The organism is Pedococcus dokdonensis (assembly GCF_900104525.1).
GTDB classification, from domain to species: Bacteria; Actinomycetota; Actinomycetes; order Actinomycetales; family Dermatophilaceae; genus Pedococcus; species Pedococcus dokdonensis.
This window is the reverse complement of the sequence record NZ_LT629711.1, coordinates 2,661,107-2,684,959: the sequence shown is the minus strand read 5'-3', so window position 1 is coordinate 2,684,959 and position 23,853 is coordinate 2,661,107. Positions and strand designations below refer to the sequence as shown.

At 69.4% G+C, this 23,853-nt stretch carries 23 protein-coding genes, 1 tRNA gene and 1 pseudogene; 12 read left to right on the top strand and 13 right to left on the bottom strand.

Features of this window, described 5'->3' with window-relative positions:
* Nucleotides 1-218 precede the first annotated feature (218 nt).
* Complete coding sequence (locus tag BLQ34_RS12660) at nucleotides 219-1,175, bottom strand: AAA family ATPase (RefSeq protein ID WP_157693033.1); 957 nt, start codon at nucleotides 1,173-1,175, stop codon at nucleotides 219-221.
* 44 nt (nucleotides 1,176-1,219) lie between these two features.
* The gene (locus BLQ34_RS18820) at nucleotides 1,220-1,411 is read right to left on the bottom strand and encodes a helix-turn-helix transcriptional regulator (RefSeq protein ID WP_157693032.1); all 192 of its coding nucleotides are present in this window, start codon (nucleotides 1,409-1,411) and stop codon (nucleotides 1,220-1,222) included.
* A gap of 397 nt (nucleotides 1,412-1,808) precedes the next feature.
* Between BLQ34_RS18820 and BLQ34_RS12650 the strand changes: the two genes are divergently transcribed.
* Complete coding sequence (locus BLQ34_RS12650) at nucleotides 1,809-2,900, top strand: tyrosine-type recombinase/integrase (RefSeq protein ID WP_091786063.1); 1,092 nt, start codon at nucleotides 1,809-1,811, stop codon at nucleotides 2,898-2,900.
* Here the strand turns inward: BLQ34_RS12650 and BLQ34_RS12645 are convergent.
* Nucleotides 2,897-4,417 (bottom strand): hypothetical protein, encoded by a 1,521-nt coding sequence (locus tag BLQ34_RS12645; protein ID WP_091786061.1) that lies wholly within the window; start codon nucleotides 4,415-4,417, stop codon nucleotides 2,897-2,899. The two genes, BLQ34_RS12650 and BLQ34_RS12645, sit on opposite strands and share 4 nt — an antisense overlap.
* A gap of 230 nt (nucleotides 4,418-4,647) precedes the next feature.
* A tRNA-Lys gene (locus tag BLQ34_RS12640) sits at nucleotides 4,648-4,720 on the bottom strand.
* A gap of 114 nt (nucleotides 4,721-4,834) precedes the next feature.
* On the opposite strand from BLQ34_RS12640, the gene BLQ34_RS12635 reads away from it, so the two are divergent.
* The 6 genes from BLQ34_RS12635 to BLQ34_RS12610 all read left to right on the top strand — a co-directional run bounded on the left by BLQ34_RS12635 (nucleotide 4,835) and on the right by BLQ34_RS12610 (nucleotide 9,506).
* On the top strand, nucleotides 4,835-5,131 hold the full coding sequence (locus tag BLQ34_RS12635) for a TFIIB-type zinc ribbon-containing protein (RefSeq protein WP_091786058.1): 297 nt from the start codon (nucleotides 4,835-4,837) through the stop codon (nucleotides 5,129-5,131).
* 126 nt (nucleotides 5,132-5,257) lie between these two features.
* A complete protein-coding gene (locus tag BLQ34_RS12630) occupies nucleotides 5,258-5,905 on the top strand; it encodes a hypothetical protein (RefSeq protein WP_091786056.1) in 648 nt (215 codons plus the stop codon).
* Between the two features lie 371 nt (nucleotides 5,906-6,276).
* Complete coding sequence (locus BLQ34_RS12625; RefSeq protein ID WP_091786054.1) at nucleotides 6,277-6,501, top strand: hypothetical protein; 225 nt, start codon at nucleotides 6,277-6,279, stop codon at nucleotides 6,499-6,501.
* Between the two features lie 108 nt (nucleotides 6,502-6,609).
* Entirely contained in the window at nucleotides 6,610-7,236 is a 627-nt protein-coding gene (locus tag BLQ34_RS12620; RefSeq protein WP_091786051.1) for a DUF47 domain-containing protein, read from the top strand.
* 8 nt (nucleotides 7,237-7,244) lie between these two features.
* On the top strand, nucleotides 7,245-8,237 hold the full coding sequence (locus BLQ34_RS12615) for an inorganic phosphate transporter (protein WP_091786049.1): 993 nt from the start codon (nucleotides 7,245-7,247) through the stop codon (nucleotides 8,235-8,237).
* Between the two features lie 213 nt (nucleotides 8,238-8,450).
* The gene (locus tag BLQ34_RS12610; RefSeq protein WP_091786047.1) at nucleotides 8,451-9,506 is read left to right on the top strand and encodes a hypothetical protein; all 1,056 of its coding nucleotides are present in this window, start codon (nucleotides 8,451-8,453) and stop codon (nucleotides 9,504-9,506) included.
* Nucleotides 9,507-9,712: 206 nt separating this feature from the next.
* Here BLQ34_RS12610 and pstB read toward each other — a convergent pair whose 3' ends face one another.
* From pstB to mshD, 7 genes and pseudogenes are all read right to left on the bottom strand, one after another.
* Nucleotides 9,713-10,489 carry a phosphate ABC transporter ATP-binding protein PstB gene (gene pstB, locus BLQ34_RS12605; protein WP_091786044.1) on the bottom strand — a complete coding sequence of 259 codons (777 nt, stop codon included), beginning with the start codon at nucleotides 10,487-10,489 and terminating at the stop codon, nucleotides 9,713-9,715.
* A 19-nt stretch (nucleotides 10,490-10,508) separates the two neighbouring features.
* Nucleotides 10,509-11,468, bottom strand: a complete 960-nt coding sequence (gene pstA, locus BLQ34_RS12600) for a phosphate ABC transporter permease PstA (RefSeq protein WP_091786041.1) — start codon at nucleotides 11,466-11,468, stop codon at nucleotides 10,509-10,511.
* Nucleotides 11,465-12,472: a phosphate ABC transporter permease subunit PstC gene (pstC, locus tag BLQ34_RS12595; protein ID WP_091786038.1), complete on the bottom strand. Its 1,008-nt coding sequence runs from the start codon at nucleotides 12,470-12,472 to the stop codon at nucleotides 11,465-11,467. The genes pstA and pstC overlap by 4 nt, the downstream gene beginning before the upstream one ends.
* A gap of 146 nt (nucleotides 12,473-12,618) precedes the next feature.
* On the bottom strand, nucleotides 12,619-13,746 hold the full coding sequence (gene pstS, locus BLQ34_RS12590) for a phosphate ABC transporter substrate-binding protein PstS (protein ID WP_091786034.1): 1,128 nt from the start codon (nucleotides 13,744-13,746) through the stop codon (nucleotides 12,619-12,621).
* 196 nt (nucleotides 13,747-13,942) lie between these two features.
* Nucleotides 13,943-14,899 carry an NUDIX hydrolase gene (locus tag BLQ34_RS12585; protein ID WP_091786031.1) on the bottom strand — a complete coding sequence of 319 codons (957 nt, stop codon included), beginning with the start codon at nucleotides 14,897-14,899 and terminating at the stop codon, nucleotides 13,943-13,945.
* Nucleotides 14,896-17,156: pseudogene (locus tag BLQ34_RS12580) on the bottom strand (RNA degradosome polyphosphate kinase). The gene BLQ34_RS12585 and the pseudogene BLQ34_RS12580 overlap by 4 nt, the downstream one beginning before the upstream one ends.
* Before the next feature lie 76 nt (nucleotides 17,157-17,232).
* Nucleotides 17,233-18,183: a mycothiol synthase gene (gene mshD / locus BLQ34_RS12575; RefSeq protein WP_091786028.1), complete on the bottom strand. Its 951-nt coding sequence runs from the start codon at nucleotides 18,181-18,183 to the stop codon at nucleotides 17,233-17,235.
* 90 nt (nucleotides 18,184-18,273) lie between these two features.
* On the opposite strand from mshD, the gene BLQ34_RS12570 reads away from it, so the two are divergent.
* Nucleotides 18,274-20,100 carry a bifunctional metallophosphatase/5'-nucleotidase gene (locus BLQ34_RS12570; RefSeq protein ID WP_091786025.1) on the top strand — a complete coding sequence of 609 codons (1,827 nt, stop codon included), beginning with the start codon at nucleotides 18,274-18,276 and terminating at the stop codon, nucleotides 20,098-20,100.
* A 124-nt stretch (nucleotides 20,101-20,224) separates the two neighbouring features.
* Here BLQ34_RS12570 and BLQ34_RS12565 read toward each other — a convergent pair whose 3' ends face one another.
* Entirely contained in the window at nucleotides 20,225-20,914 is a 690-nt protein-coding gene (locus BLQ34_RS12565; RefSeq protein ID WP_091786022.1) for a winged helix-turn-helix transcriptional regulator, read from the bottom strand.
* Nucleotides 20,915-21,034: 120 nt separating this feature from the next.
* Here BLQ34_RS12565 and BLQ34_RS12560 point away from each other — a divergent pair, with 120 nt between their 5' ends.
* A complete protein-coding gene (locus tag BLQ34_RS12560) occupies nucleotides 21,035-21,295 on the top strand; it encodes a MoaD/ThiS family protein (protein WP_091786019.1) in 261 nt (86 codons plus the stop codon).
* A 16-nt stretch (nucleotides 21,296-21,311) separates the two neighbouring features.
* On the top strand, nucleotides 21,312-22,163 hold the full coding sequence (locus BLQ34_RS12555) for a hypothetical protein (protein WP_091786016.1): 852 nt from the start codon (nucleotides 21,312-21,314) through the stop codon (nucleotides 22,161-22,163).
* 96 nt (nucleotides 22,164-22,259) lie between these two features.
* Here the strand turns inward: BLQ34_RS12555 and BLQ34_RS12550 are convergent, their stop codons facing one another.
* Nucleotides 22,260-22,628 carry a DsrE family protein gene (locus BLQ34_RS12550; protein WP_091786014.1) on the bottom strand — a complete coding sequence of 123 codons (369 nt, stop codon included), beginning with the start codon at nucleotides 22,626-22,628 and terminating at the stop codon, nucleotides 22,260-22,262.
* Between the two features lie 122 nt (nucleotides 22,629-22,750).
* On the opposite strand from BLQ34_RS12550, the gene BLQ34_RS12540 reads away from it, so the two are divergent.
* Nucleotides 22,751-23,248, top strand: coding sequence for an FABP family protein (locus BLQ34_RS12540; protein WP_091786009.1), 498 nt, complete (start codon nucleotides 22,751-22,753; stop codon nucleotides 23,246-23,248).
* A gap of 16 nt (nucleotides 23,249-23,264) precedes the next feature.
* On the top strand, nucleotides 23,265-23,849 hold the full coding sequence (locus BLQ34_RS12535; RefSeq protein WP_091786006.1) for an arsenate reductase/protein-tyrosine-phosphatase family protein: 585 nt from the start codon (nucleotides 23,265-23,267) through the stop codon (nucleotides 23,847-23,849).
* The last annotated feature ends 4 nt before the right edge of the window (nucleotides 23,850-23,853 follow it).

Genomic DNA, 23,853 nt, shown 5'->3' with positions numbered 1-23,853 from the left:
CCGACCTCGGCTCCTGTCGTCGCCGTCAATGACGACCGACGAGCCCAGCGAGTCGGGAGGTCGGGCTTTGGAGCCCTCCCTCTTCCCCTCACCGACCCCGGAGGCCTCTGGGCCCCCGGGGAGGCTTGGTCCTTCGTCGCGAGCTGAGCTTGCGAAGCTCGTTCTAGGTGGGAGGGGGGTTTAAGGGGGGAGGGGAACACCGGAACACCAGGAACACCTCACGGCACGAGCGGCACCGTGCGGCGCCACTCGCCGCCGGGCCCCTGCTCGAGGTACTCGCCGAGGTTCCGCCGCTCTGAGAGCCACTTGGCGATCTGCCGAGCAGGGTTCTGCGCCCCGCTCAGGTCGGGAAACTGCTCAGCCACCCCTCGTGCCACCTCGGCCGGCGTCGAGGCTGCGTGGTTTGCCGCAACCCAGTCGGCCACGGGCACCCAACGGCTGCTGTGTGCTTGCGCCCTGCGCGATCGAGCCCTCTCGGAGGCGACCCCCGCCGACTCAGACGCGACCAGGCGGAAGCCGTCCGGGTGGAAGTCCAGGGTGAGCTCTTCGGCGGCCCCCGAGTTGGGGCTCGTCGTCAGAACCGGGACGCCTCGCTTCTTCTCGAGTCGCAAATTGATGCGCGCGACTCCGGTGAAGAGGCTGTTGCCCATCGGCGTGCCGTTGCCGCCGAACTTGTTGCCGAGGTGATGGACAGCCACCACCGCAGCCCCCGCCTCGGCCCATCGGCCAAGCGGCCCCCAGATGGCCCGGACGCCTTCGTCGGAGTTGATGGACGGCCCGTCGTCCGGGATCAGGAACGAGATCGGGTCGACGATCACGAGGTCGCCCTGCCGCGGCGCCAGCTCCCCCGTGAGCTCGTTCCAATGATGAGGCAGGGGATGCCGGAAATGCACCAAGGCGCAGCGGTGACCAGGCGTGGACGGTTCGATCCCTCGGGCCGCGAGTCGGCGCTGGTATTCGCCGGGGCCGCCAAGGTCGGCAGACACGATGACCACCCTCTGCACCTCTTGGGTGAAGTGCCGTCCCAGGAACTCACCACCAGCCAGGGCCGCTGCCGCCAAGTCGCTGAGCAGCGTGCTCTTGCCGCCCTCGCTCCGGCCGGCGAGCATCGTCGCGCTGGCGTCGATGAGCCCCGGCACGAGGTGAAAAGGGCGGCTCGCCTCCTGCTCGGCCACTTCACCCAGGGTCATCGCCCAGCGGCGATCACCCCCGGCTGGCCTCACGCTGCGGCTCCGCGCTGCGTCGACTCGACCCACGCCGACACCTCGGAGAGGCGGTAGCGGTAGTGGAGTCCGACCTTGTAGCGGGGGATGTTGAGCCGCTCGGCGCGGTTGTAGATCCACGACGGGGGCTTGCCGAGGAAGTCGGCGACCTGCTCGGTGCTGACGAACGGCTCGATGGACTCGGTCACGGTGTTGTCCTTTCGCCGGCGGGTGCCGGCTGGCTGAAGAGCCAAGGACGCGAGGACGAGCAGGGCTGCCAAGACGTGGCGCGGCAGACCGGCCGACGCCTCGCACCCGGGCATGACGGATGCACTGTCGACTGATCTACTCCGCGCTCTGCGGCGGCTTGCGGGCCGCTCGTGGCGCTCCGTACCCTTGCCTCAGGCGACGGGTAGGACGCGGTGGGAGCTGTGCGAGTTCACCTAGGCTGCTAGCCCGTCAACACGCTCTCGCAGCGCGTGCCGACCTTCTCGTACTGCTATTATCACACGAATGCCCAGACCTGTCTAGTGCGGCCCCCGCGCGCCCACGTCAATCGAGTAATGTCTCTTGTGGTCCATGGCAGTGTGCAGATAATCTGTAGGTATGGCGTGGGTGGAGAAGAGGCCGGGCGGGTACATCGGTCGATACCGGCTCGATGGGCGGGCCAAGAGCACGACCGTCTTCAAGCGGAAGCGGGACGCCACGGAGGCCGCGGAAGAGGCGGAGCGGCAGGGGAAGCTCGGTGAGCACATCGACCGCAGGAAGGGCCGGATCACCGTAGAGGAGTGGTCGCAGCGATGGCTCGACTCGCTCCATGTCTCGCCCAAGACGCGTAGCACCTACGAAGAGCTGCTCTCGTCCCTCATTCTCCCGACCTGGGGACGTGTCCCGCTGAACCAGGTCAGCCTGTCCGAGGTCAAGAAGTGGGTGGCCAACATGGAGGGCCCACGTGGGCCTGTCAGCGCCTCCCGGAAGCATGCAGCGTCCTCTCAACTTGTGAGGATGCTCGACGCCGCGGTGGACGAGTGGATCATCCTGAACAACCCGGCTCGCACCGCCTCCGGGAAGGCCAACTACCGGCCGAGCCCGAAGCGCCACAAGGCGCACCGGTACCTCTCGCACGCGGAGCTCGAGGCATTGGCGCTGGCGGCAGGCGACCACGGCGCCATGATCCGCCTGGCGGGACTCACGGGTCTTCGCTGGGGCGAGATCACGGCCCTTCGCGTGCGCGACGTCGACAGCCTGCACGGGCGAATCACCGTGGAACGGGCATTCTCCATCGTGGGCGGCAAGAAGGTCCTCGGTCCGCCCAAGACGCACGAACGTCGCACAGTCACCTTCCCACGGTCGCTCGGTGAGCAGCTCACCGCTCAGGCTGCTGGTCGCGGCAAGAACGATCTCCTCTTCTCGACCCGCACTGGCGAGCCTCTCGACAACGCCAACTTCTCCAAGCAGATCCTCACGCAGGCATGGAAGATGGCTGGCATCGACCGGCTGACCTTCCACGATCTGCGACACACTGCGGCATCGCTAGCCGTACAGGCGGGCGGGAACGTCAAGACGGTGCAGAACATGCTCGGGCACGCGTCAGCCACGATGACGCTCGACACCTATGCAGGTCTGTTCGAGACTGACGCTCAGGCGTTGGCGGACAAGATGGATGCTGCTCGGTCCGCTGCGATGGTGACCGTTTAGCCCGCGGTGGCTTCGCGGATGGCCCGCCGAAGTCGGCGGGTGGCCTGCGACGAAATCGACAGGGTGAGGCGTAGTGTCATCTCGATCCGCCGACCTTTTCTCAGCCGTCCGGGAAGAGCGCGGGTCCGCTTCTCCCCAGTTCGGGCGAAGGCCTCGATCTGAGCCGCCGGCTCGTCGCTCAATGCTCTAAGGGCGTCGCGAACACCGGCAAGGTCCTTGTCCATCGTGACCGCCCGCGAGTCGAGGCTCAGGTCTACTAACTTCGCATGCAGCAGGGCGGTGTCTCGAGCGAGCTGGATGATCCGCACAGGGTCACCGGGTTGACCCGGTGGACCAAATGCCTCGGTTTGCTGGGCCTCACTGAAGACGCCGTCGACTCCCTCCACGATGGCCAGAGCGCGCTGTGGGTAGGAGTCAATAAGGCCTAGCGCCGCCTTGCGTGAGTGGGTCCGGCCCACCAGCGCCTCTGGCGAGCGCTCATGTAGCGCCACCCAACGCCGGGTCATCTCGACGAAGTGGCTCAGGGCAAGCGCGAAGAGGAGGTACTCCCAGCACGTTGGGCGCGAGCGAACGAGTAGAAGCATCTCTGCAAACCTCGGATCACTGCGGCCGGTGGCGTCGTAGTAGCCCGCTCCAGCGTGAACAATCTTGGCCAGAGTCTCGGATCGCTCGACGGTTAAGGACTCTAGTGACCGGGTCTGTGAGGTGCGATATTCGCCCACCACGCGCCGTGCAGATGCCCAGGTCTCCGCCTGACGGATCTCCCAACGCCACGGGTGGGAGAACCCGGCAATCAACTGGGGCCGGGCTCCCAGGCCACGGATCAAGGCGGCACGCGACAGCCATAGGTTGCTGACTCCGTGCATGAAGGACAGCCGGATGAAGACCTGTTCGTACTCGGACACTGCGGCCATGAGGATCAACGCCGGCAGCGTCGACACAGGAAGCCAGATGGCCATGGCCAGGGATCGAAAGATCTGTGCCAGGTCTAAGTGACTGAACTGGGAGACGAGCTGCCAGACAACTGCAACCCCAACGCCGGCGGCGAACACTCCCAGGAGGGTCGCTAGGGGCCGCCTAACTGGCCTCAGGTCGTCGCTCATTTCGGCAACTGTTTGGAGAAGCACAAGAACCGTGACGACTAGGCCGAGTGCAATCTCAACAACCAGACTGAAGTCGACCGCCGTCATCAGGACTGTGACGACGGCACCAAGCTCGAACAGTCGGCGGAGGAAGTTGCGGAGGAACCAGCGGTCGCGTCCCACCTTGGTGAACTGGCCGAACGCAGCCACGCCGGACAAGACGAACCACGCGATCGTCTCTCCTGTCATGCGGTCGTTCCAGGCTCCGATTCTGTCTGCGATCGCCACGACTCCCACGAGGTAGGCGGCGAAGGCGACGAATGAGAGGCCAAGGCGGCTCCACGCCAGGCGCAGGATGCTGATCGCGGCCCCCCGGCCGGACCGAGTGGACAGGACTGCGCCGACGAAGACCAAGAGAAGGATGATGCTGGCCATATCGCGGTTCGACGGAAGCACACGACTCCTTCAGGAAGGGCTCGACGTTGCGGTGAGGATGTCAGCCTGTGCCGACAGTCCTCCCCGATTCCGGCCCGCACCGGGAAGCCCGTCCGAAGGCGGTTTCTCCCAGCGAAGCCCACTATTTGCCCACTAACGTCGCGGAACCGTTGGACCTCACTTCGAGCACGATGTTTCATAAGCGCCGCTGACCTGCACATATGCCTCAGTGGGCCCCGTCGGACTCGAACCGACAACCTACGGATTAAAAGTCCGCAGCTCTAACCATTGAGCTAGAGGCCCCGGCCGGCCACGCGGCATACGCACCGCTGAGCCGGACCGGCCACAGACTAACGGCTCGCCCGGGACGCAACCCACGGCCCGGAACCCGTCGCCGGCCCGGTCCGTTGGCCCGACATGAGCACCCTCACCTGTCCCAAGTGTGGTTCCGACATGCGCAGCTACGAGCGCAACCAGGTCCACGTCGACCAGTGCACGGGTTGTGGCGGCCTGTTCCTCGACCGCGGGGAGCTCGAGTCCCTGGTCGCGGCGGAGACGGCCTGGCACCAGCCCCAGCCTCCGCAGCAACAAGGCGGCTACCAGCAGCAGGGCCAGCAGGCGCCCTACCGCGGCAACGACGGTGGGTATGGCGGCGGCTACGGCTACGGGGGGAAGCGCAAGAAGTCGTCCTTCCTCAGTGAGCTGTTCGACTGAGCCGTCAGCCCTGCCCGTCCTCAGCCCTGCAACCGTCAGCCTGCACGTCCTCAGCCCTGCACGTCGTCAGTCCCGTCGGGGCGTCGAACCTCGTGGGAGTCGGCCCCTCCTGAGACACTGGGCGTAATGAAAAACCAGCCCAGTGGTCGCCCCGGTCCGCGCCGTCCTGCCTTCTTCAGCCCCACCGCCATGGAGTCGCAGGGAGGCACCGTCCCCGACCCGGCCGAGGTGACCGAGATCGCCCACGAGACCGCAGCGGTCCTGGTCGGCACCGGGCGGGCCACCGACGACCCCGAGCTGACCGCGCGACTGGTGGCGCTCGTCGACGAGCTCGGGCTGTCGACCGTCGCCGAGCTGTGGGCCGACCGACCCGCCCGCAGCCTCCCGGGCGCACTGTGGCGTCTCTACGCGCTGCGCGAGTGGGTGCAGCGCAGCCCCGAGGAGGCGAGCGCCGACTATGCCGCCGGCATCCGGTTCACCGACGTCAACCACGCGGTGGCCGGCGTCGCCGAGCCGCCGGGTCCGGCCGAGCTGCGCGAGCTGACCGACTCGATCCTGCGAGGGGTGTTCTCGGGTGACTTCGCGGTGGCCCTGCAGCGGGCTGCGGCGTTCTGCCGGGTCGTCGCCGCGGGTCGCGCCGATCGCGCGCACACGACCGACGTGCAGGACCGCGAGGCGGCCAGTGCGCAGACCAAGCGCGCCGCGTCGATGCTGTCCACGGCCGAGGACCTCGAGGCCAACGCTAGGCTCTGGCACGCCGGCGAACTCATCTGAACGGCCTCTTGCCGACACCCGATCAGGCGTCATGGGGAACAACATCCAGCCCGCCCGGGTTACAGTCGGACGTGCGTCGGGCCGCGGTAGCCCCGGGTCCCAAATTAAGCCGCTACGAGCGGCCACGTGCCGTGAGGCGCTCCCGGCCCGACGCGCACACTCGGCCGCGCGGCATACCTGATCACTGGCGTTTCCGGCTGCGTCCGACCCTTCCGATCCGGGGCACTTCCGCAACCCACAGAAGTAATAGCCGGTTGGAACTAGTCATGATGAGTGGTCCCATGACCCAACTGGGTGGTTCCCGAGCGAGATGGGTCAAGAGATGGCAAACCGGATGCCACGTTGTCGCCGCGCTCCGTTAGCGTTTCTCCATGACCACCGACCCGCGCGCCGGTGCCGACCTCACCGATGACGCCCTCCAGGACGAGATCGAGCTGGTCGGCGACCTCGTGGTGGCCGCGTCCGCCAGCGAGGACCCGCTGACCGAGGACGAGATCGACCGGGCGCTCGGGATCGAGCGCGGGCGTGACGGTTCGACCGAGGCGCCCCAGGGCACCTCCCACCCGCACCGCGCGGGCAAGCGGCTCAACGCCTGAGACCCTTCGTCCCGAGAGGGTCGGCGACCGGCCGAGTTGCGCTCTGACGCGTCCTTGCCCGTAGCATCGTCCACGGCCATCCCCCCTGATGCGTGACCGGAGAGAACCGTGGGCTTTCGCCTCACCCCCCAGGAGAACAGTTTTTACGACCTGTTCGCCAAGTCCGCCTCCTATCTCGTGAGCGGCTCCCGCGAGCTGACCACGCTGCTGGGAGTCGACCCCTCGGAGCGCGAGGCCGTCGCCTCGCGGATGCGCGAGATCGAGCACGACGCCGACGAGGCCACCCACGAGATCATCCGCAAGGTCAACAGCTCGTTCATCACCCCGTTCGACCGTGAGGACATCCACGGGCTGGCGTCCACGCTCGACGACTGCATGGACATGATGGATGCGGCGGTCGACCTGATCGTGCTCTACCGCATCGGTGACCTCCCGGCCGGCGTGTCCGACCAGGTCGAGGTCCTGTCCCGGATGTCCGAGCTCACCGCCGACGCGATGCCGCGGCTGCGGTCGATGAAGGACCTGTCCGGCTACTGGATCGAGATCAACCGGCTCGAGAACCAGGCCGACCAGATCTACCGCCGCCTGCTGGCCGGGCTGTTCAACGGTGACTTCGGCGCCGACACCCTCACGATCATGAAGCTCAAGGAGGTCGTCGAGGAGCTCGAGGCCGCCGCTGACGCGTTCGAGAAGGTGGCCCACAAGGTCGAGAGCATCGCGGTCAAGGAGTCCTGAGCCACCCCATGGACTGGCTTCCGGTAGGAATCGTCATCGCCCTGGCGATGGGCTTCAACTACACCAACGGTTTTCACGACGCGGCCAACGCGATCGCGACCTCGGTCTCCACGCGGGCGCTGACCCCGCGGGTCGCACTGCTCATGGCAGCCGTCGCCAACCTGTTCGGCGCGTTCTTCGGCAAGAAGATCGCCGACACGGTGGGCAAGGGCATCATCGAGGCGCCTTCCGGCAACCCCGGCCTGGTGATCTGCGCCGCCGCCCTGATCGGCGCCATCGGGTGGAACCTGCTGACCTGGTGGTACGGCCTGCCCTCGTCGTCCTCGCACGCCCTGATCGGTGGGCTGGGTGGCGCGGCGCTCGCGGCCGGGGCCGACGTGAAGTGGCACGGCATCTTCGAGAAGGTCGTCATCCCGATGATCGCCTCGCCGGTGGTCGGGGTGATCCTCGGCTACCTCGTCATGACCACGATCATGTGGCTCTTCCGGCGCGCCCAGCCCGGCAAGGTCTCGCGTGGTTTCCGCTACGCGCAGACCGCGTCCGCCGCCGCGATGGCCTTCGGCCACGGTCTCCAGGACGCGTCCAAGACCGCCGGTGTCGTGGTGCTCGCGCTGACCGTGGGTGGTCACTACAGCGGCAAGGGCATCCCCTTGTGGGTGCTGCTGATGAGCGCCGTGGTCATCTCCCTCGGCACGTATGCCGGTGGGTGGCGGATCATGCGCACCCTCGGCCGCCGCATCATCCACCTCGACCCCCCGCAGGGTTTCGCGGCGGAGACCACTGCGGCCTCGATCCTCTACGTCGCGGGCATGGCGTTCGGTGCCCCGATCTCGACGACGCACACGATCACCTCGGCGATCATGGGTGTCGGCGCGACCAAGCGGCTCTCCGCGGTGCGGTGGGGTGTGGCCGGCAACATCGTCGGCGCCTGGGTGCTGACCTTCCCCGGCGCAGGCCTCGTCGCCGCCGTCAGCTGCCTCATCATCAACCTCTTCGTCTGACCCACCCCTCCCGCACTTCTGGCCACTGACGCCTGATGTCGTGGCCGCTTCGGCGCTTTTCGGGGCATGAGTGGCCAGAAGCTGAGCGCTGGACTAGCTCGGTCCGCTCCAGATTCGGTGAAACCGTCCACAGGCCCAGCACCGCGGCATACCTCGTCCACAGGCGGCGACGAGACGGTCGCCGGCCGTGGCGGCCAGCGACACCATCGCGTCATGCACGCCACGGACGCCCAACGTTGGGTCGAGCTGCCGCAACCCTTCCTGTGGCAGGAAGCGCAGGCGGCTGGGCTCAGCCACTCAGCCCTGTCGGGCGCGGTGCGCCGACGTGAGGTCATCAAGATCGCCGGATCGCTGTATGCCGTCCGGGCACCCTGGTTGCTCCTGGACCCGACCGCCGTGCACGTGGCCATGGCCCGAGCGGCCCAGGCGTCGATCGCTGACTCTGTCGTCAGCCATGTGACCGCGGCTCTGGTGCACGGCTTGCCCACGCCACAGGGGCCGATCGGCAAGGTGACGCTGACGGCTCGCGCGACGTCGAGGACCAGCTACCCGGACGACTGGCGGAGGGTCCTGCAGGCCGCTCTTCCGGACGAGCAAGTGGTGTCGGTCGCAGGGGTCGCCGTCACCGAGCTGGCCAGGACGGTGGTCGACTCGTTCCGCCAGAGTCGCCTGCGGGACGCACTCGCCGTCGCCGACGCGGCGGTGCGACTGGGCCTCGTGCAGGTCGACGAGTTGCGGGCGATGCGCGCCTACCAGAGGCGTTGGCCGGGCATCCGGCTGGCGGACGAGGGGATCGGACTCGTCGACGGTCGTCGCGAAAGCTGGCTCGAGTCGGCCTCCGTGGCTGTCGCCCACCGTCGTGGCTACTCCGTGCCGGACAGCCAGATCCGGATCCACGACCTGGATGGCGCCTTCGTCGGAAGGGTCGACCACCTGTGGCGCAACGCCGGAGTCATCGGCGAGGCCGACGGTCGCGGCAAGTACCAGCAGGGTGTCGACGACAGTGCGACGGCCGAGCGCATCGCCGAGGTCGTCCTGGCCGAGCGCGACCGGGAGCGTGGACTTGAGGCCCTGGGCTTTGCCGTCGCACGCTGGGGGACGGCTGACCTGCGCAACTACGGCGAGGGTATGTGCCAGGCCCTCGCGGCCGCTCGGCGACGGGCACGCCCCCAGTCGATCAGGTGTCTGTGGCGGCGGAACGACGACGATCCACTCCAGCCGTGGGTCTGGCCGCCGGTGGACTCATCGGCCGTCTTCCCTGCCGCGTGACGCGAGAGCCCCGACTTCTGGCCACCCATGCGGCGCCAGAGCCCCGAATCAGCCCTGTCGCCCAGCACCAGTGGCCAGAAGTGCGGGAGGGGCGTGACTTCTGGCCACCCATGCGGCACCAGAGCCCCGAATCAGCCCTGTCGCCCAGCACCAGTGGCCAGAAGTGCGGGAGGGGCGGGCGGGGCGGGCGGGGCGAGAGGGGTGGATCAGCCGAAGCGGCCGCTGATGTAGTCCTCGGTGGCCTTCACGCCCGGGTTGTTGAAGATCTTCTGGGTGTTGTCGACCTCGATCAGCTTGCCCGGCTTGCCGGTCGCCGCGAGGTTGAAGAAGGCGGTCTGGTCGGAGACGCGGGCCGCCTGCTGCATGTTGTGGGTGACGATCACGATCGTGTACTGGCTCTTCAGCTCCGAGATCAGGTCCTCGATGGCCAGCGTCGAGATCGGGTCGAGCGCCGAGCACGGCTCGTCCATCAGCAGCACCTGGGGCTCCACCGCGATGGCGCGGGCGATGCAGAGCCGCTGCTGCTGTCCTCCGGAGAGGCCGGCGCCGGGCTTGTTGAGCCGGTCCTTCACCTCGTTCCAGAGGTTGGCGCCGTTGAGCGACTTCTCCACGACCTCGTCGAGCTTCTTCCTGCCCTTGACACCGTTGAGCCGCAGCCCGGCCGCGACGTTGTCGTAGATGGACATGGTCGGGAACGGGTTGGGCCGCTGGAACACCATGCCGACGGTGCGGCGCACTGCCACCGGGTCGACGTTCGAGGCGTAGAGGTCCTGGTCGTCGAGCATGACCTTGCCCTCGACGCGCCCACCCGGGATCACCTCGTGCATCCGGTTGAGGGTGCGCAGGAAGGTGGACTTGCCGCAGCCGGAAGGGCCGATGAAGGCCGTCACGGAGCGCGGCTCCACCGTCATCGTGACGCCCTCGACAGCCTTGAACGCGCCGTAGTAGACGTTCAGGTCGCTGACGTCGATTCGCTTGGCCATGGTGTGCTTTCGTCCTTCGTTACTTCTTGACGGAGCCGAAGCGGGCGATGACCCGACCGGCGAGGTTGAGGAGGAGGACCAGGAAGATGAGGGTCAGCGCCGCCGCCCAGACCCGGTCGATCGCGGGCTGGAGGCTCTCGGTGCGGTCCTGGTTGATCATGGTGGGCAGCGTGGCCATGTAGCCGCCGAAGAGGTCGGTGGCGATGGACTTCGTGTAGGGCCCGAGGATCAGCAGCGGTGCGGTCTCGCCCATCACGCGGGCCAGGCCGAGCAGGACGCCGGTGATGATGCCGGAGAACGCGGTCGGCAGCACGACGCGGGCGATGGTCTTCCACTTGGGCACCCCGAGCGCATAGGACGCCTCGCGCAGCTCGTTCGGCACGAGCTTGAGCATCTCCTCGGTGGACCGCACGATGACCGGGATCATCAACAGCACCAACGCCAGGCAGACGGCGAAGCCGACCCGCTGGAAGCCGAACGTGGTGACCCACACGGCATACACGAAGAGCCCGGCGACGATCGACGGCACACCGGTGAGGATGTCGACCATGAAGGAGACCGCTTTCGCGAAGCGACCGCGGCCGTACTCCACCAAGTAGATCGCGGTCATGATGCCGATCGGCACCGAGATCACCGCCGTCGTCACACCCTGGATCAGCGTGCCCTGGATGGCGTGGACGGCGCCGCCGCCCTCGCGTCGCGAGGTGATGCCCTTCTGGGAGTTGGTCCACCACTCGGCTTCGACGACGAGGTGGATGCCCTTGGAGACCACGGTCCAGAGGATCCAGATGAGCGGCACGAGGGCGAGGAGGAACGCCAGCCACATCACGATGCGGGCGAGCTGGTCCTTCAGCTCGCGGCCGCGGGCAGGGTGCCCGAGGGCCGGCAGCATGGCTCCGGAGGGGGGACCCGCGGGCCCGGACGCGGAGCCACGCTCGACCCGGTCGGGGGTCGTCTCCGTGCGCGTGTCGGTGCTCATTCGGTGAAGGCCTTCCTGCGCTCGATCACGATGCGGGCGATGGCGTTGACGATGAAGGTCAGGACGAAGAGCACCAGGCCGGCGGCGATGAACGCGCCGGTCTTGGCCGGGGAGTCGAACTCCCCGGCGTTGTTGGCGATCCGCGACGCGAAGGTCTCGCCACCGTTGAGCAGCGACCAGGTCCACTTCGAGCCCTGCGGCAGGGTCGACACGATGATGGTGACGGCGATGGTCTCGCCGAGCGCGCGGCCGAGCGCCAGCATCGCCGCCGAGATGACGCCGGGGCGGCCGAACGGCAGCACCGCGGTGCGGATCATCTCCCACTTGGTGGCGCCCAGCGCGAGTGCGCCCTCCTTGTGGGTCACCGGGGTCTGCGCGAAGACCTCACGGGAGAGCGCGGTGACGATCGGCAGGATCATGATGGCGAGGATGACGCCGATCAACAGGATCGTGCCCTGGGTGTCGGTCTTCGTGAAGAGCGGGATCCAGCCGAGGTGGTCCGACAACCAGGTCTGGAAGGGGTTGAAGAACGGCGTGAAGGTCTTGAGACCCCAGAGGCCGTAGACGATCGACGGCACGGCGGCCAGCAGGTCGATGACGTTGGCGGCCGGGCGCGAGAGCCACTGCGGCGAGTACTGCGTGATGAACAGCGCGACGGCCACGCCCACGGGCACCGCGATCAGCATCGCGATGGTCGACGCGGCCACGGTCGTCCAGAGCAGCTCGACGATCCCGAACCGCAGGTTGTCGCTGTCGTTGACCGACCACTGCCGTGAGGTGAGGAAGTTGACCTTGTCGTCCGCGATGGCGGGAATCGCCTGCCACAGCAGGAAGACACCGACCAGGGTGACGAGGCCGATGACCAGGACGCCGGACCCCTTGGCGAGGCCGGCGAAGACCCGGTCACCCATGCGGCCGGTGCCGGCCCGGTCGCCGCTGAGAGGGCCGCGCCCGTCGGGGCCGGGGAGCTCGTCGGCGACGGAGACTCCGGTCACTGATGCCACGGGATGTGCCTCACGGTAGGGGAGAGGGGGGCGGTGGGGGCGCACATGGTGCTGGAGGAACAGGGGGAGCAGCTGGGGAAGCAGCTGGGGGAGCAGGTATGCCGCGGGGCTGGGTCCCAGCCCCGCGGCACGCCGTCATGCTGTGGTCAGGACAGGGCCGCGATGGCGGCCTCGACCTTGGTCTGGATCTCGGAGGGCAGCGGCGCGTAGCCGATGTCCTCGAGGCTCTTCTGCGTGTCGGCAGCGGCGAAGTGCTTGAGGAACGCCTTGGTCAGGGCCGCCTTCTTGGCGTCCTTGCCCTTGGAGCAGACGATCTCGTAGGTGACGAGGAGGATCGGGTAGGCGCCGGCCTCCTTGGTGCTGTAGTCGAGCTTGAGGCGCAGGTCGTTGCCCTCGCCGTCGGCCTTGGCGGCCAGGACGGCCTTGCCGACCGTCTCCGCGGTGAGCTCGACCGCGCCACCGCCGTTGTCGATCTGGGCGATGCCCAGGCTGTTGTCCTTGGCGTAGGACCACTCGGCGTAGGTGATGCCACCCTCGGTCGACTTCACCGCGCCGGCGACACCGTCGGACTTCTGCTTGCCCTCGCCCTTGCCGGTCCAGGCCTTGCCCGGGTCGGCGGTCCAGTTGGTCGGGGCCGCTGCGTGCAGGTACTTGGTGAAGTTCTCGGTGGTGCCCGACTCGTCGGAGCGGAAGAAGACCTTGATCGGCTCGGACGGCAGGGTCACGCCGGAGTTGAGGTCGGCGATCGCCTTGTCGTTCCAGGTGGTGACCTTGCCGTTGAAGATGTCTGCGGCGACGGCCGGGGTCAGGACGAGCTTGTCGACGCCCTTGACGTTGTAGGCGACGGCGATCGGGCCGGTGACCATGGGGAGGTTCCACGCGGGAGACCCGCAGTAGGTGGCGGCGTCGTCGGCCTCGACCTTGCCGTCCTTCTCCTCGGTCTTCAGCGCCGAGTCGGATCCGGCGAAGTCGACCTGGCCGGCGATGAACTGCTTGATGCCGGCGCCGGAACCCGTCGGGTTGTAGTTGACGGTGGTGCCCTCGCAGGCCTCCTGGAAGGACGCGATGGCCTCTTCGATGGCGTTCTTCTGCGCGGAGGAGCCCTCGGCGTTCAGCGTGCCGCCACCCTCGGGGCAGTCGGAGGCGCCGGCGGCGCTGGAGCTGGACGAGCTGTCGCCCGACCCGGCGGTGTTGTCGTCGGAGCCACACGCGGTGAGCGCGAGGGAGCCGACCAGGGCCACGCTGGCCAGGAGGCCGATGCGCTGGATCTTCACGGTGTTCAAACCTCTCAGAGGGGAATCAGGGGGTGAAATCAGGGGCGGGCGACGACGCCCGACGACCCGAAGGTAGGCAGGGAGAGTGACGCCGTGGCCCGCGCAGGGTGAACGGGCGGTGAACACCAGTCAGACATTCGACGTCGGGGCATGGACCCCCGGGGATGCAGCGGGTGAACGGCTGGTCAGCGCCCGGTCAGGACGGCGGCAGGTGGCGCTCCACGGCCACCAGCCGGGCCTGCTCGCCGGTGCCGACGAGGTGGGCGACGAGGACCTCGCCCTTGCCCATCTTGTCGCGGGCGGCGGCCCGCAGGGAGTTGCACACCAGCTCGGCGTCGGGCTCGTCGGGGTCGACGAGCGCGAGCAGGGCGGTCAGCAGCTCGGGCAGCACCGGCCCGTGGCTGCAGAGCGCCGCGGGGGTGCCGCGCTCGACCAACCGCTCGAGGTGGCGGGCGGCGCGGGCCGGCTCGGCGGCATACCCCTCCTCGCTCAGGCCGTCCTTGGTGCGCAGGGCCGCGCCGAGCTGTGCCGCGTAGGGGCGCAGGGTGTCGGTGCAGCGCAACGACGGCGAGCTCACCAGCCGCCTGATCCCGTAGGCCGCGAGCAGTCCCGACAGTGCCTCGGCCCGCGCGCGTCCGACTGCGTCGAGCGGACGCAGCTGGTCGTCGTCGTGCCAGGAGCCGCGCCCGACGGCCCGCGCGTGGCGCACCAGCGCGAGCGGCCAGGTGGTGAGGGTGCCGGCGTTGTCGGCCCGGACGATGGCCCGCAGCTGGTCGCGGTCGCGCGCGTAGTCGAGCCGGTCCGACGCCGCGACGACGTCGAGCCACCGGACCTCGTCGACCTCGTTCTCCAGCGGCCCGGCCGGACCGGTGGCCTCGGCGGCCCAGTAGCGGACCTCCTTGGTGGCTGGCTGGCCCGCACCGTCGAGCACGGTGTATTCAGCGCCGGGCAGGGGACGGCCCAGCCCGACCGCCAGCGCGGTCTCCTCGTGGGTCTCGCGGACGGCGGCAACCGGCCACTCCTCACCCGGGTCGAGCTTGCCCTTCGCCCACGACCAGTCGTCGTACTTGGGACGGTGGACCAGCGCGACCTCGAGCTGACCGCGCCGTCGTCGCCACGGGATGGTGCCCGCGGCCGGGATCGGGGCCGTCAACGGCGACGGGCCTTGCGCCGGCGCTTGGAGTGGATGTCGATCATGGTGGCCTGCAGGTCGGCGAGCGGCTCGCCGTCGCCGCCGACGCTGACCCGGGTCCAGCGTCCGTCGCCGGTCAGCCGCCAGTGCGCGAAGTCGTCGCTCATGCCGCGGGCGAGCAGCGCCTGGAGGTCGGAGATGTGCTTCGGGTCGGCGATCCGGACCAGCGCCTCGACCCGTCGGTCGAGGTTGCGGTGCATCATGTCGGCGCTGCCGATGAAGACCTCGGGCTCCCCGCCGCCGCCGAACAGGAAGACGCGGGAGTGCTCGAGGAACCGGCCCAGCACCGAGTGCACCTCGATGTTCTCCGACAGCCCTTCGACGCCCGGGCGCAGCGCGCAGATGCCGCGCACCCAGATGTCGACGTGGACCCCGGCCTGCGAGGCCCGGTAGAGCGCGTCGATCAGCTGCTCGTCGACGATCGAGTTCACCTTGAGCTGGACCAGGCCGCCCCGCCCGGACTCGGCGTGCGCGATCTCGTTGTCGATGCGCTCGAGCAGGCCGGAGCGGACCGATCGGGGGCCACGAGCAGCCGCTTGAACTTGCTGCGCGGCGCGAAGCCGGACAGCTGGTTGAACAGGCGCGCCAGGTCGTCACCGACCTGCGGGTCGGAGGTGAGCAGCCCGAAGTCCTCGTAGAGGCGGGCGGTCTTGCCGTTGTAGTTGCCGGTGCCGATGTGGCAGTAGCGGCGCAGCGAACCGTCCTGCTCCTGCCGGACCACCATGCAGAGCTTGGCGTGCGTCTTGAGGCCGACGATGCCGTAGACCACGTGCACCCCGGCGTGCTCGAGCTTGCGGGCCCACGAGATGTTGTTCTTCTCGTCGAAACGGGCCTTGATCTCGACGATCGCGAGCACCTGCTTGCCCGACTCGGCGGCGTCGATGAGGGCGTCGATGATGGGGGAGTCGCCGCTGGTGCGGTAGAGGGTCTGCTTGATCGCGAGGACGTTGGGGTCGGCTGCGGCCTGCTCGATGAACGCCTGCACCGACGTCGAGAACGAGTCGTAGGGGTGCTGCAGCAGGACGTCCTTGTCGCGGACGATCGGCAGGATCTCGGACGCCTTGGCGCTCTCGGCCGGTGCGAGGTCGGGGTGCATCTGCCCGCGGAACGGCGGGTAGCGCAGGTCGGAGCGCTCGAGGTCGGCCACCAGGTTGAGGCCGCGCAGGTCGAGGGGAGCCGGCAGGCGGTAGACCTCGCTGTCGCTCACCCCGAGCTCGCGCACCAGCATGTCGAGGACGTGGTCGTCGATGGTCTCGTCGACCTCGAGCCGCACGGGCGGCCCGAACCGGCGCCGGGTCAGCTCCTTCTCGAGGGCGGTCAGGAGGTTCTCGGCGTCGTCCTCCTCGACCTCGAGGTCCTCGTTGCGGGTGACCCGGAAGGTGAAGTGCTCCTGCACCTCCATGCCGGGGAAGAGCATGTCGAGGTGCGCGGCGATGACGTCCTCGAGCGGCACGAAGCGGGTGTTGAACAGGTCCGAGGTGGCCGGCTCGCCGATCTCGGGCTCGATGTGGAGCAGGCGCGGCAGCAGCGGCGGCACCTTGACCCGGGCGAAGTGCTCCTTGCCCGTCTTGGGGTTGACCAGCACGACGGCGAGGTTGAGCGACAGGCCGGAGATGTAGGGGAACGGGTGCGCCGGGTCGACCGCGAGCGGCGTCAGCACCGGGAAGACCCGCTCGGCGAACAGCTCGGAGTGCAGGGCGCGCTCGGCGTCGCTCAGCTCGTCCCAGCGGACGATCGAGATCCCCTCGTCCTCCAGCGCGGGCTGGACCTTGTCCTTGTAGACCGTGGTCTGCATCGCCTGCAGCTCGTGCGCGACCAGCGAGATCTGCTCCAGCACCTCGCGCGGCTCGAGACCGGACGCCGAGCGGACGGCGAGGCCGGTGGCGATGCGGCGCTTCAGGCCGGCGACGCGCACCATGAAGAACTCGTCGAGGTTGGACGTGAAGATGGCCAGGAACCGGGCCCGCTCCAGCAGCGGGACCGTCTCGTCGGCGGCGAGCTGGAGCACACGCTCGTTGAACTGCAGCCAGGAGATCTCGCGGTCGAGGAACCGGTCGGCCGGGAGCCCACTGTCGTCCTGCCCGCCCGCCGCGTGGACGATCCGCATGAAGCGGCCGTTGGAGGCCCGCGGCTGCGCGCTGGCGATGGAGACCTCGTGACCGGCGTCGTCGCCGTCGAAGATCTCGGTGTCGTCCGTGGGACGGGTCGTCACGCTCATGCCGTCATCCTGACAGTGCTTGGTGAACGGAAGGTGCTGGTTCTGCGGAAGGTCTGGCCGGACGCGGGACCGGGGCTCAGGCCCGCGCGTACATCACGTCCACCATGATGCTGCGGAAACCCAGTCCCGTGTAGGTGCGTATCGCCGCCTGGTTGTCGCCGTCCACGTAGAGCACCACCTCGGGCAGCCCCAGGCCGGCCAGGTGGGCCAGCCCGAGGGCCGTGACCGGCCGCCCCAGCCCGCGTCCCTGGTATGCCGGGTGCACGCCGACCACGTACACCTCCCCTGCCGCTCGGGTCGGGTCTGCGGACGAGCGTTGGTCGGGGTCGACCTTGGTCCAGTGGAACGCGGCGACGTCACCAGCAGTGGCATCGGCCACCGACTCGTCGGCCGACACCAGGATGAAGCCGGCCGGGTCGAACCAGGGCTGCGACATCCGCTCCTCGAGGTCGGCCAGCTGCAGCCGGCCCTGCTCGGGGTGGTGCGCGAACGCCGCGGCGTTGGTCGCGAGCCAGGCCTCCTCGTCGCGACCGGGCTCGAAGGCCCGTGCGGTGAACCCCGCGGGGAGGGCCGACGCAGCCGGGTCGAGGTCCGCCTCTCCCAGGGGCCGAGCCATCTTGTGCAGCTCGCGCACCGCCTCGAGCCCCACCGCCGTCGCGAGGCCCTCGGCCCCCGGCAGCTGACCGTGCGCCCAGAGCCGCGCGCCAGGCGCCGCGTCCAGCAGCGCGTCCACGAGCGCACGTCCCGTTCCCTGACGGCGGCTCTCGGGGTGGACCACCAGCTCACCCGACGCATCGGTCGCGGAAGGGTGGTCGAGCTGGGCGTACCCCGTGAGCTGCTCGGCGGCATACCCGAGCAGGTGGCGGACGCGACCGGCCGGCGCGGTGAGGGAGAGGACGGACTGCTCCGAGAGCGGGCTGACGCCGTCGGCCGCGGTCGCCGCGTCCCGGATCGCGCGCACCTCGGCCACCTCGTGAGGCGTCAGGTGGTCACTGAGGCGAACGGTTGATAACGGCACGAAAAGCATTGGACCATGCATCTTCCCTCGACGTGGCTCGACGGTTACCGTGCACGGGTCCGGCTACCGCCGACAACCCTCCCGCACAAGGACGCACCTATGCCCTCTCCCCGTGTCAGACAGGTCGCCAGTGTTGCAGCGGCCACCACCCTCGCCATCTCCGGCATCGCGACCACCAGCAACAGCTCCTGGGGTCACGGGTCGAACAAGACCATCGACGTGCAGCTGCTGTCGTTCAACGACTTCCACGGCAACCTCGAGCCCCCGAGCGGGTCCGGCGGTCGGATCACCACGGGTCACACGCTGACCAACGGCGTGGTCGGCGACCAGACCGTCGACGCCGGCGGGGTCGCCTACCTCGCGACCCACCTCGACCGGGCCCGCCGCGGGCACCGGGACAGCTTGACCGTGGCGGCGGGTGACATCGTGGGCGCGAGCCCGCTGCTGTCGGCCGCCTTCCACGACGAGCCCACCGTCGAGTCGATGAACACCCTCGGCCTCGACGTGACCTCGGTCGGCAACCACGAGTTCGACGAGGGCTACAAGGAGCTGCAGCGGCTCGACAAGGGTGGCTGCATCGACGACGGCGACGGTGCGAACAACCAGAACTCCTGCGCCGCGCACACCTTCCAGGGTGCGAAGTACGACATCCTCGCCGCCAACGTGTTCTACACCGGCACCAAGAAGACGATCCTGCCGTCCTACACGATCAAGCGGACGCCGGACGGCGCCAAGATCGCGTTCATCGGCATGACCCTCAAGGACACCCCGGACATCGTCACGAAGTCCGGCATCGAGGGCCTGACCTTCAAGGACGAGGTCGCCACGGCCAACGCGCTGGTCCCCGAGATCAAGCGCAAGGGCGTCAACGCGATCGTCGTGCTCATCCACCAGGGCGGCAACCCGGCGCGGGAGTCGTGGACCGGTCCCGACGGCAAGGTCTACTCGGCCAACCCGGCCTACAACTGGGCCTGCGACAAGGGCGGCACGCTCGACATGGCGTCCTCCCCGATCCTCGGCATCGCGTCCAACCTCGACCCGCAGATCGACATGGTCATCTCCGGTCACACCCACCAGCCATACATCTGCAACGTGCCCGACCCGAAGGGCCAGCCGCGCCTGGTCACGTCGGCGAGCTCGTTCGGCCGGCTGTTCACCGAGACGCACCTCGAGTACGACCTCAAGAAGAACGACATCGTCCGCAGCTCCGTCGAGGGCAGCAACATGATCGTCACCCGCGACCTCGTGCCCGACCCGGCCCAGACCAGCCTGATCAAGCAGTACCAGACCCTGGTCGCGCCGATCGCGAACCGCGTCCTCGGACGGATCACCCAGGACATCGGCCGCAGCGGCTCGAGCGTGAATGCCGGTGGCGAGCAGGCCCTCGGTGACCTCATCGCCGACGCCCAGTTGGCCGACCCGTCGGTCGTGACCAACGGTGACGTGCCGAAGATCGCGTTCATGAACCCGGGCGGCATCCGCGCCGACCTCACCTACGCCAGCTCCCCCAAGGGTGAGGGCGACGGGGTGGTCACCTACGAGGAGGCGTTCACGGTCCAGCCGTTCAACAACTACCTCGTGTCGATGACCCTCACGGGTGCGCAGATCAAGACCCTGCTCACCCAGCAGTGGAGCGGCCCCAACGCGGGGAGCCCCAAGATCCTGCAGGTCTCGAAGGGCTTCGCCTACACCTACTCGGGCACCACGCTCGGGACGGTGACGCTCGACGGCGCCCCGCTGGTCGACACCCAGAACTACCGGATCGTCACGAACAACTTCCTCTCCGACGGCGGTGACGGCTTCCCCGCCTTCACCGGCGGCACGGGCAAGTACTTCGGCGGCCTGGACATCGACGGGTTCGCCAACTACCTCGAGGCCAATTCTCCCTACACCCCCGGCCCGTTGGACCGGATCACGAAGAACTGAGGCCGCGGCCCACCGGGCCACCCGGCATACCGCAGCACCACTGAGGCGCCCCTCCCGGAAACGGGAGGGGCGCCCTCAGTTGTCGTGCCGCAACGGGAGACACAGCCGGGGGAGTCCGCTGCCCTCAGGCGTCGGCGTGCGCGTCCTCGGCCGGCACGAAGCGGTAGCCGACGTTGCGGACCGTGCCGATCAGGACCTCGTGCTCGGAGCCGAGCTTGGCGCGCAGCCGCCGCACGTGGACGTCGACCGTGCGGGTGCCGCCGTAGTAGTCGTAGCCCCAGACCTCCTGGAGCAGCTGGGCGCGGCTGAACACTCGACCCGGGTGCTGCGCGAGGTACTTGAGGAGCTCGAACTCCTTGTAGGTCAGGTCGAGCAGCCGACCGCGTACCCGCGCCGAATAGGTCGCCTCGTCGATCGTGACGTCGCCCGAGGTGATCTGCACGTCCTCGGGCTCCTGGGTGTCCTGCAGCCGGCCGGCGGCCAGCCGCAGGCGGGCCTCGACCTCGGCCGGACCCGCCGACTCGAGCAGCACGTCGTCGACGCCCCACTCGGCGGTGATGCCGGCGAGGCCACCCTCGGTGACGATGGCCAGCAGGGGGACCGACATGCCCGTGGCGCGCAGCACGCGGCAGAGCGACCGGGCCACGGCCAGGTCGCGGCGGGCGTCCAGCAGGACGGCATCGCACGGCGGGGCGTCGACCAGCGCGGTCGGCTCGGCCGGGATGATCCGCACCTGGTGCGAGAGCAGACCCAGTGCCGGCAGCACCTCGGCGCTGGGCGCCAGGGCGTTGGTCAGCAGCAGCAGACGGGCCATGCCTTGAAAGGATACGGGTGGTCGGCCGCCGCGGGGCGGACGAACGCATGGTGAGACCCTTGTCTCAGCACGCAAGCGAGGAGAGGTCGCCGTCCGTCGGCGCCGGAGAGGACCACGGGTATGCCGGGAGGCAGCGAGGAAGCCTCGGTCACCGTCCGCTACTGGGCCGGTGCACGGGCTGCGGCAGGGGTGGAGTCCGACGTCGTGGACGGCTGCAGCACGGTCGCGGAGGCGGTGGCCGCGGTCGACGCGCTGCACCCCGGGCTGGCCGCCGTCACGGCCGTAAGCACCTTGCTGCTCGACGGGCGCACGACGCACCGCGACCACGACCTGCCGCCCGGCTCGGTGCTGGAGGTCCTGCCTCCCTTCGCCGGGGGGTGATGCGAGGATGCCCCTTGTGTCCGACGTCCCCGAGCAGGCGCCCAACCCTGCCGTCCCGCTGACCCGGCGGGAGCGGCGAGCCACGGCGCAGCACGCCAGGCCGGCGCTGCCGCGACGCGCCCTCGTCGCACGCCCGCTGGCGATCGCGGCCACCATCGCGTTCGCGGCACTGGTCGCCCTGACCGGCTACGCGAGCCCCGGTTTCGTGGCGCTCGCCGTGGCGCTCGCCGGGTTCGTGCTGGCGTGGGGGTGGCCGCTGCTGCTCAGCCTGCCGAGCCCTCGCGGCACCAGCGGAGTCCTGGCGATCGGGACCGTGCTGATGACCGGCACCGCGCTGGCGACGCGCGACGACCCCTACCTCGAGTGGATGCCGGCGGCCCTCGCGGTCAGTGTGATCGTGGCCTTCCTGCACCAGCTGATGCGCCGCGACGGGCGCCCTCGCCTCACCGAGTCGGTGGCCGCCACGGTCTCCGGCCTGGCGATCATCTCGGCCGGCACCGCCCTCGCCCCGATCCCGCACGTCCTGGTCGGGGAGCACGCGCTCGCGGCGACGATGGCCGGACTCGGCGTCGGGGCGCTGGCCGACCCGCTGATCTCGGTGAAGCGGCTGCGCCAGTGGGCGCTGTTCATCGCCATGCTGCTCGGCGGCGGGGCCGCGGTCCTGGTGTCGGCGCTGGCCGGCGGACCGATGACCGGCCCGGCGGCGCTGCTGGGGCTGATGGCCGCGGCGATCTCCCACGCTGCGCGGCGGGTGCTGGCCCCCCTGCCTGCGACCGCCATGCCGCGAGCCCAGCTCGCCGTGGCCGCCGCGTCCTCCCTGCTGGTCGGGGTCGTCGCCTACGTCGTGGTCCGCTACTTCGTCGCCTGACGGACCCCTCACCCTTTCCCGCACTTCTGGCCAGCGGTGGTGGGTGCAGGGGCTGAATCGGGCGCTTGGTGCGGCACCAGCGGCCAGAAGTCAGGGTCAGTAGACGAGGGCCTGGGCTCCGTCGGCGGTGACCTCCTCGACGAACGCGGCAGCGCCCCGGATGACCACACCCGCGACGAGATCCGCCTCGGACAGGTCCCGCCGGGCCGCGCACTGGCCGCACACCGTGACCCGTCCGGCGGCCAGCACCGCGTCGCGCAGGTCGGCCAACGCAGCGGCGTGCGCGAGCTCGACCGCCTCGGCCCGCCCCGGCACGGCCATCCACGAGGCGTCCCCGGTGAGCCACAGGCTGACCGGCACACCGCTGGCCACGGCCGTCGCGGCGACCGTGAAGGCCTGGTTGAGGCGTTCGAGCGACTCGGTGCCGCAGGTGACCTTGACGACGAGCGCGCGGGAGGCAGTCATGGCGCACAGGCTACGATCTGGCACGTGCACACGTTCTACATCGCCCTGCTCGTCCTGACGGCCGTGGTCGTCACCTGGTTCGCGGCCTTCGTCGTCTACCGCCTGGTCAAGACGCCCCGCTGATGGTGTTCACCCTCGACCCCGACCTCCCCCGCGAGCTCGCCCCACTGGCCTGGCTGATCGGCCGCTGGGAAGGTGCCGGCGTGGTCGGCTACCCCACGATCGAGTCCGCGAACTTCGGCCAGGAGCTCGAGGTCACCCACGACGGGCGCCCGTTCCTGGAGTGGCACAGCCGCACCTGGCTGCTCGACGACGCCGGTGAGAAGGTCCGTCCCCTCGCCACCGAGCTGGGCTTCTGGCGCCCGTTCGAGGACGGCGAGGTCGAGCTGCTCCTGACCCACCCGACGGGCATCGTGGAGCTCTACTACGGCAAGGCCGAGCCGGCCAAGATCGAGCTGCGCACCGATGGGGTGCTGCGCAGCCCGCACGCCAAGGAGTACAACGCGGCCAGCCGCCTCTACGGCCTGGTCAACTCCAACCTGATGTGGGCCATGGACATGGCCGCCGTCGGCCAGCCGCTGCAGAGCCACCTCTCCGCCGAGCTCAAGCGCGTCGGCTAGGGGCGGGGTCCGCGCGATGACGGCGGCCCCGGGGCGCGTCCTGACGGTCTGCACGGGCAACATCTGCCGCTCGCCGTTTCTCGAGCGGGCGCTCCAGGCCGAGCTCGACCGCTCGTGGGGCCCGGGCGCGGTCGAGGTGGCGAGCGCTGGCACCGGTGCCCTGGTGGGTCACCCGATGGAGGACCAGGCGCGTGCGCTGCTCGAGGCCAACGGGTATGCCGCGGACGGCTTCCGCGCCCGCGCCCTCGGCGCCGCGCTGGTCGCCGACGCAGACCTGGTGCTCACCGCCACCCGCGCCCACCGCGGCAAGGTGCTGGCACTGCACCCCAGAGCGGTCCGCTACACCTTCACCTTCCGCGAGCTGGCCCACCTCGTGGCGAGCCTGACCGACACCGACCTGGCCGGCGCGGCCTCGGCCGCCGACCACCTCGCCCGGGTGGCCTCGCTGGCGGCCGGCGAACGCGGCGTCGGTGTGCCACTGAGCGACGCGGACGCCGACATCGTCGACCCCTACCGTCGCCCGCCCGAGGTCTTCGAGCAGATGACGACGCAGATCATGGCCGCGTTGCCGGCCGTCGTCCGCGCCCTCGGCAAGCCCTGAGGGA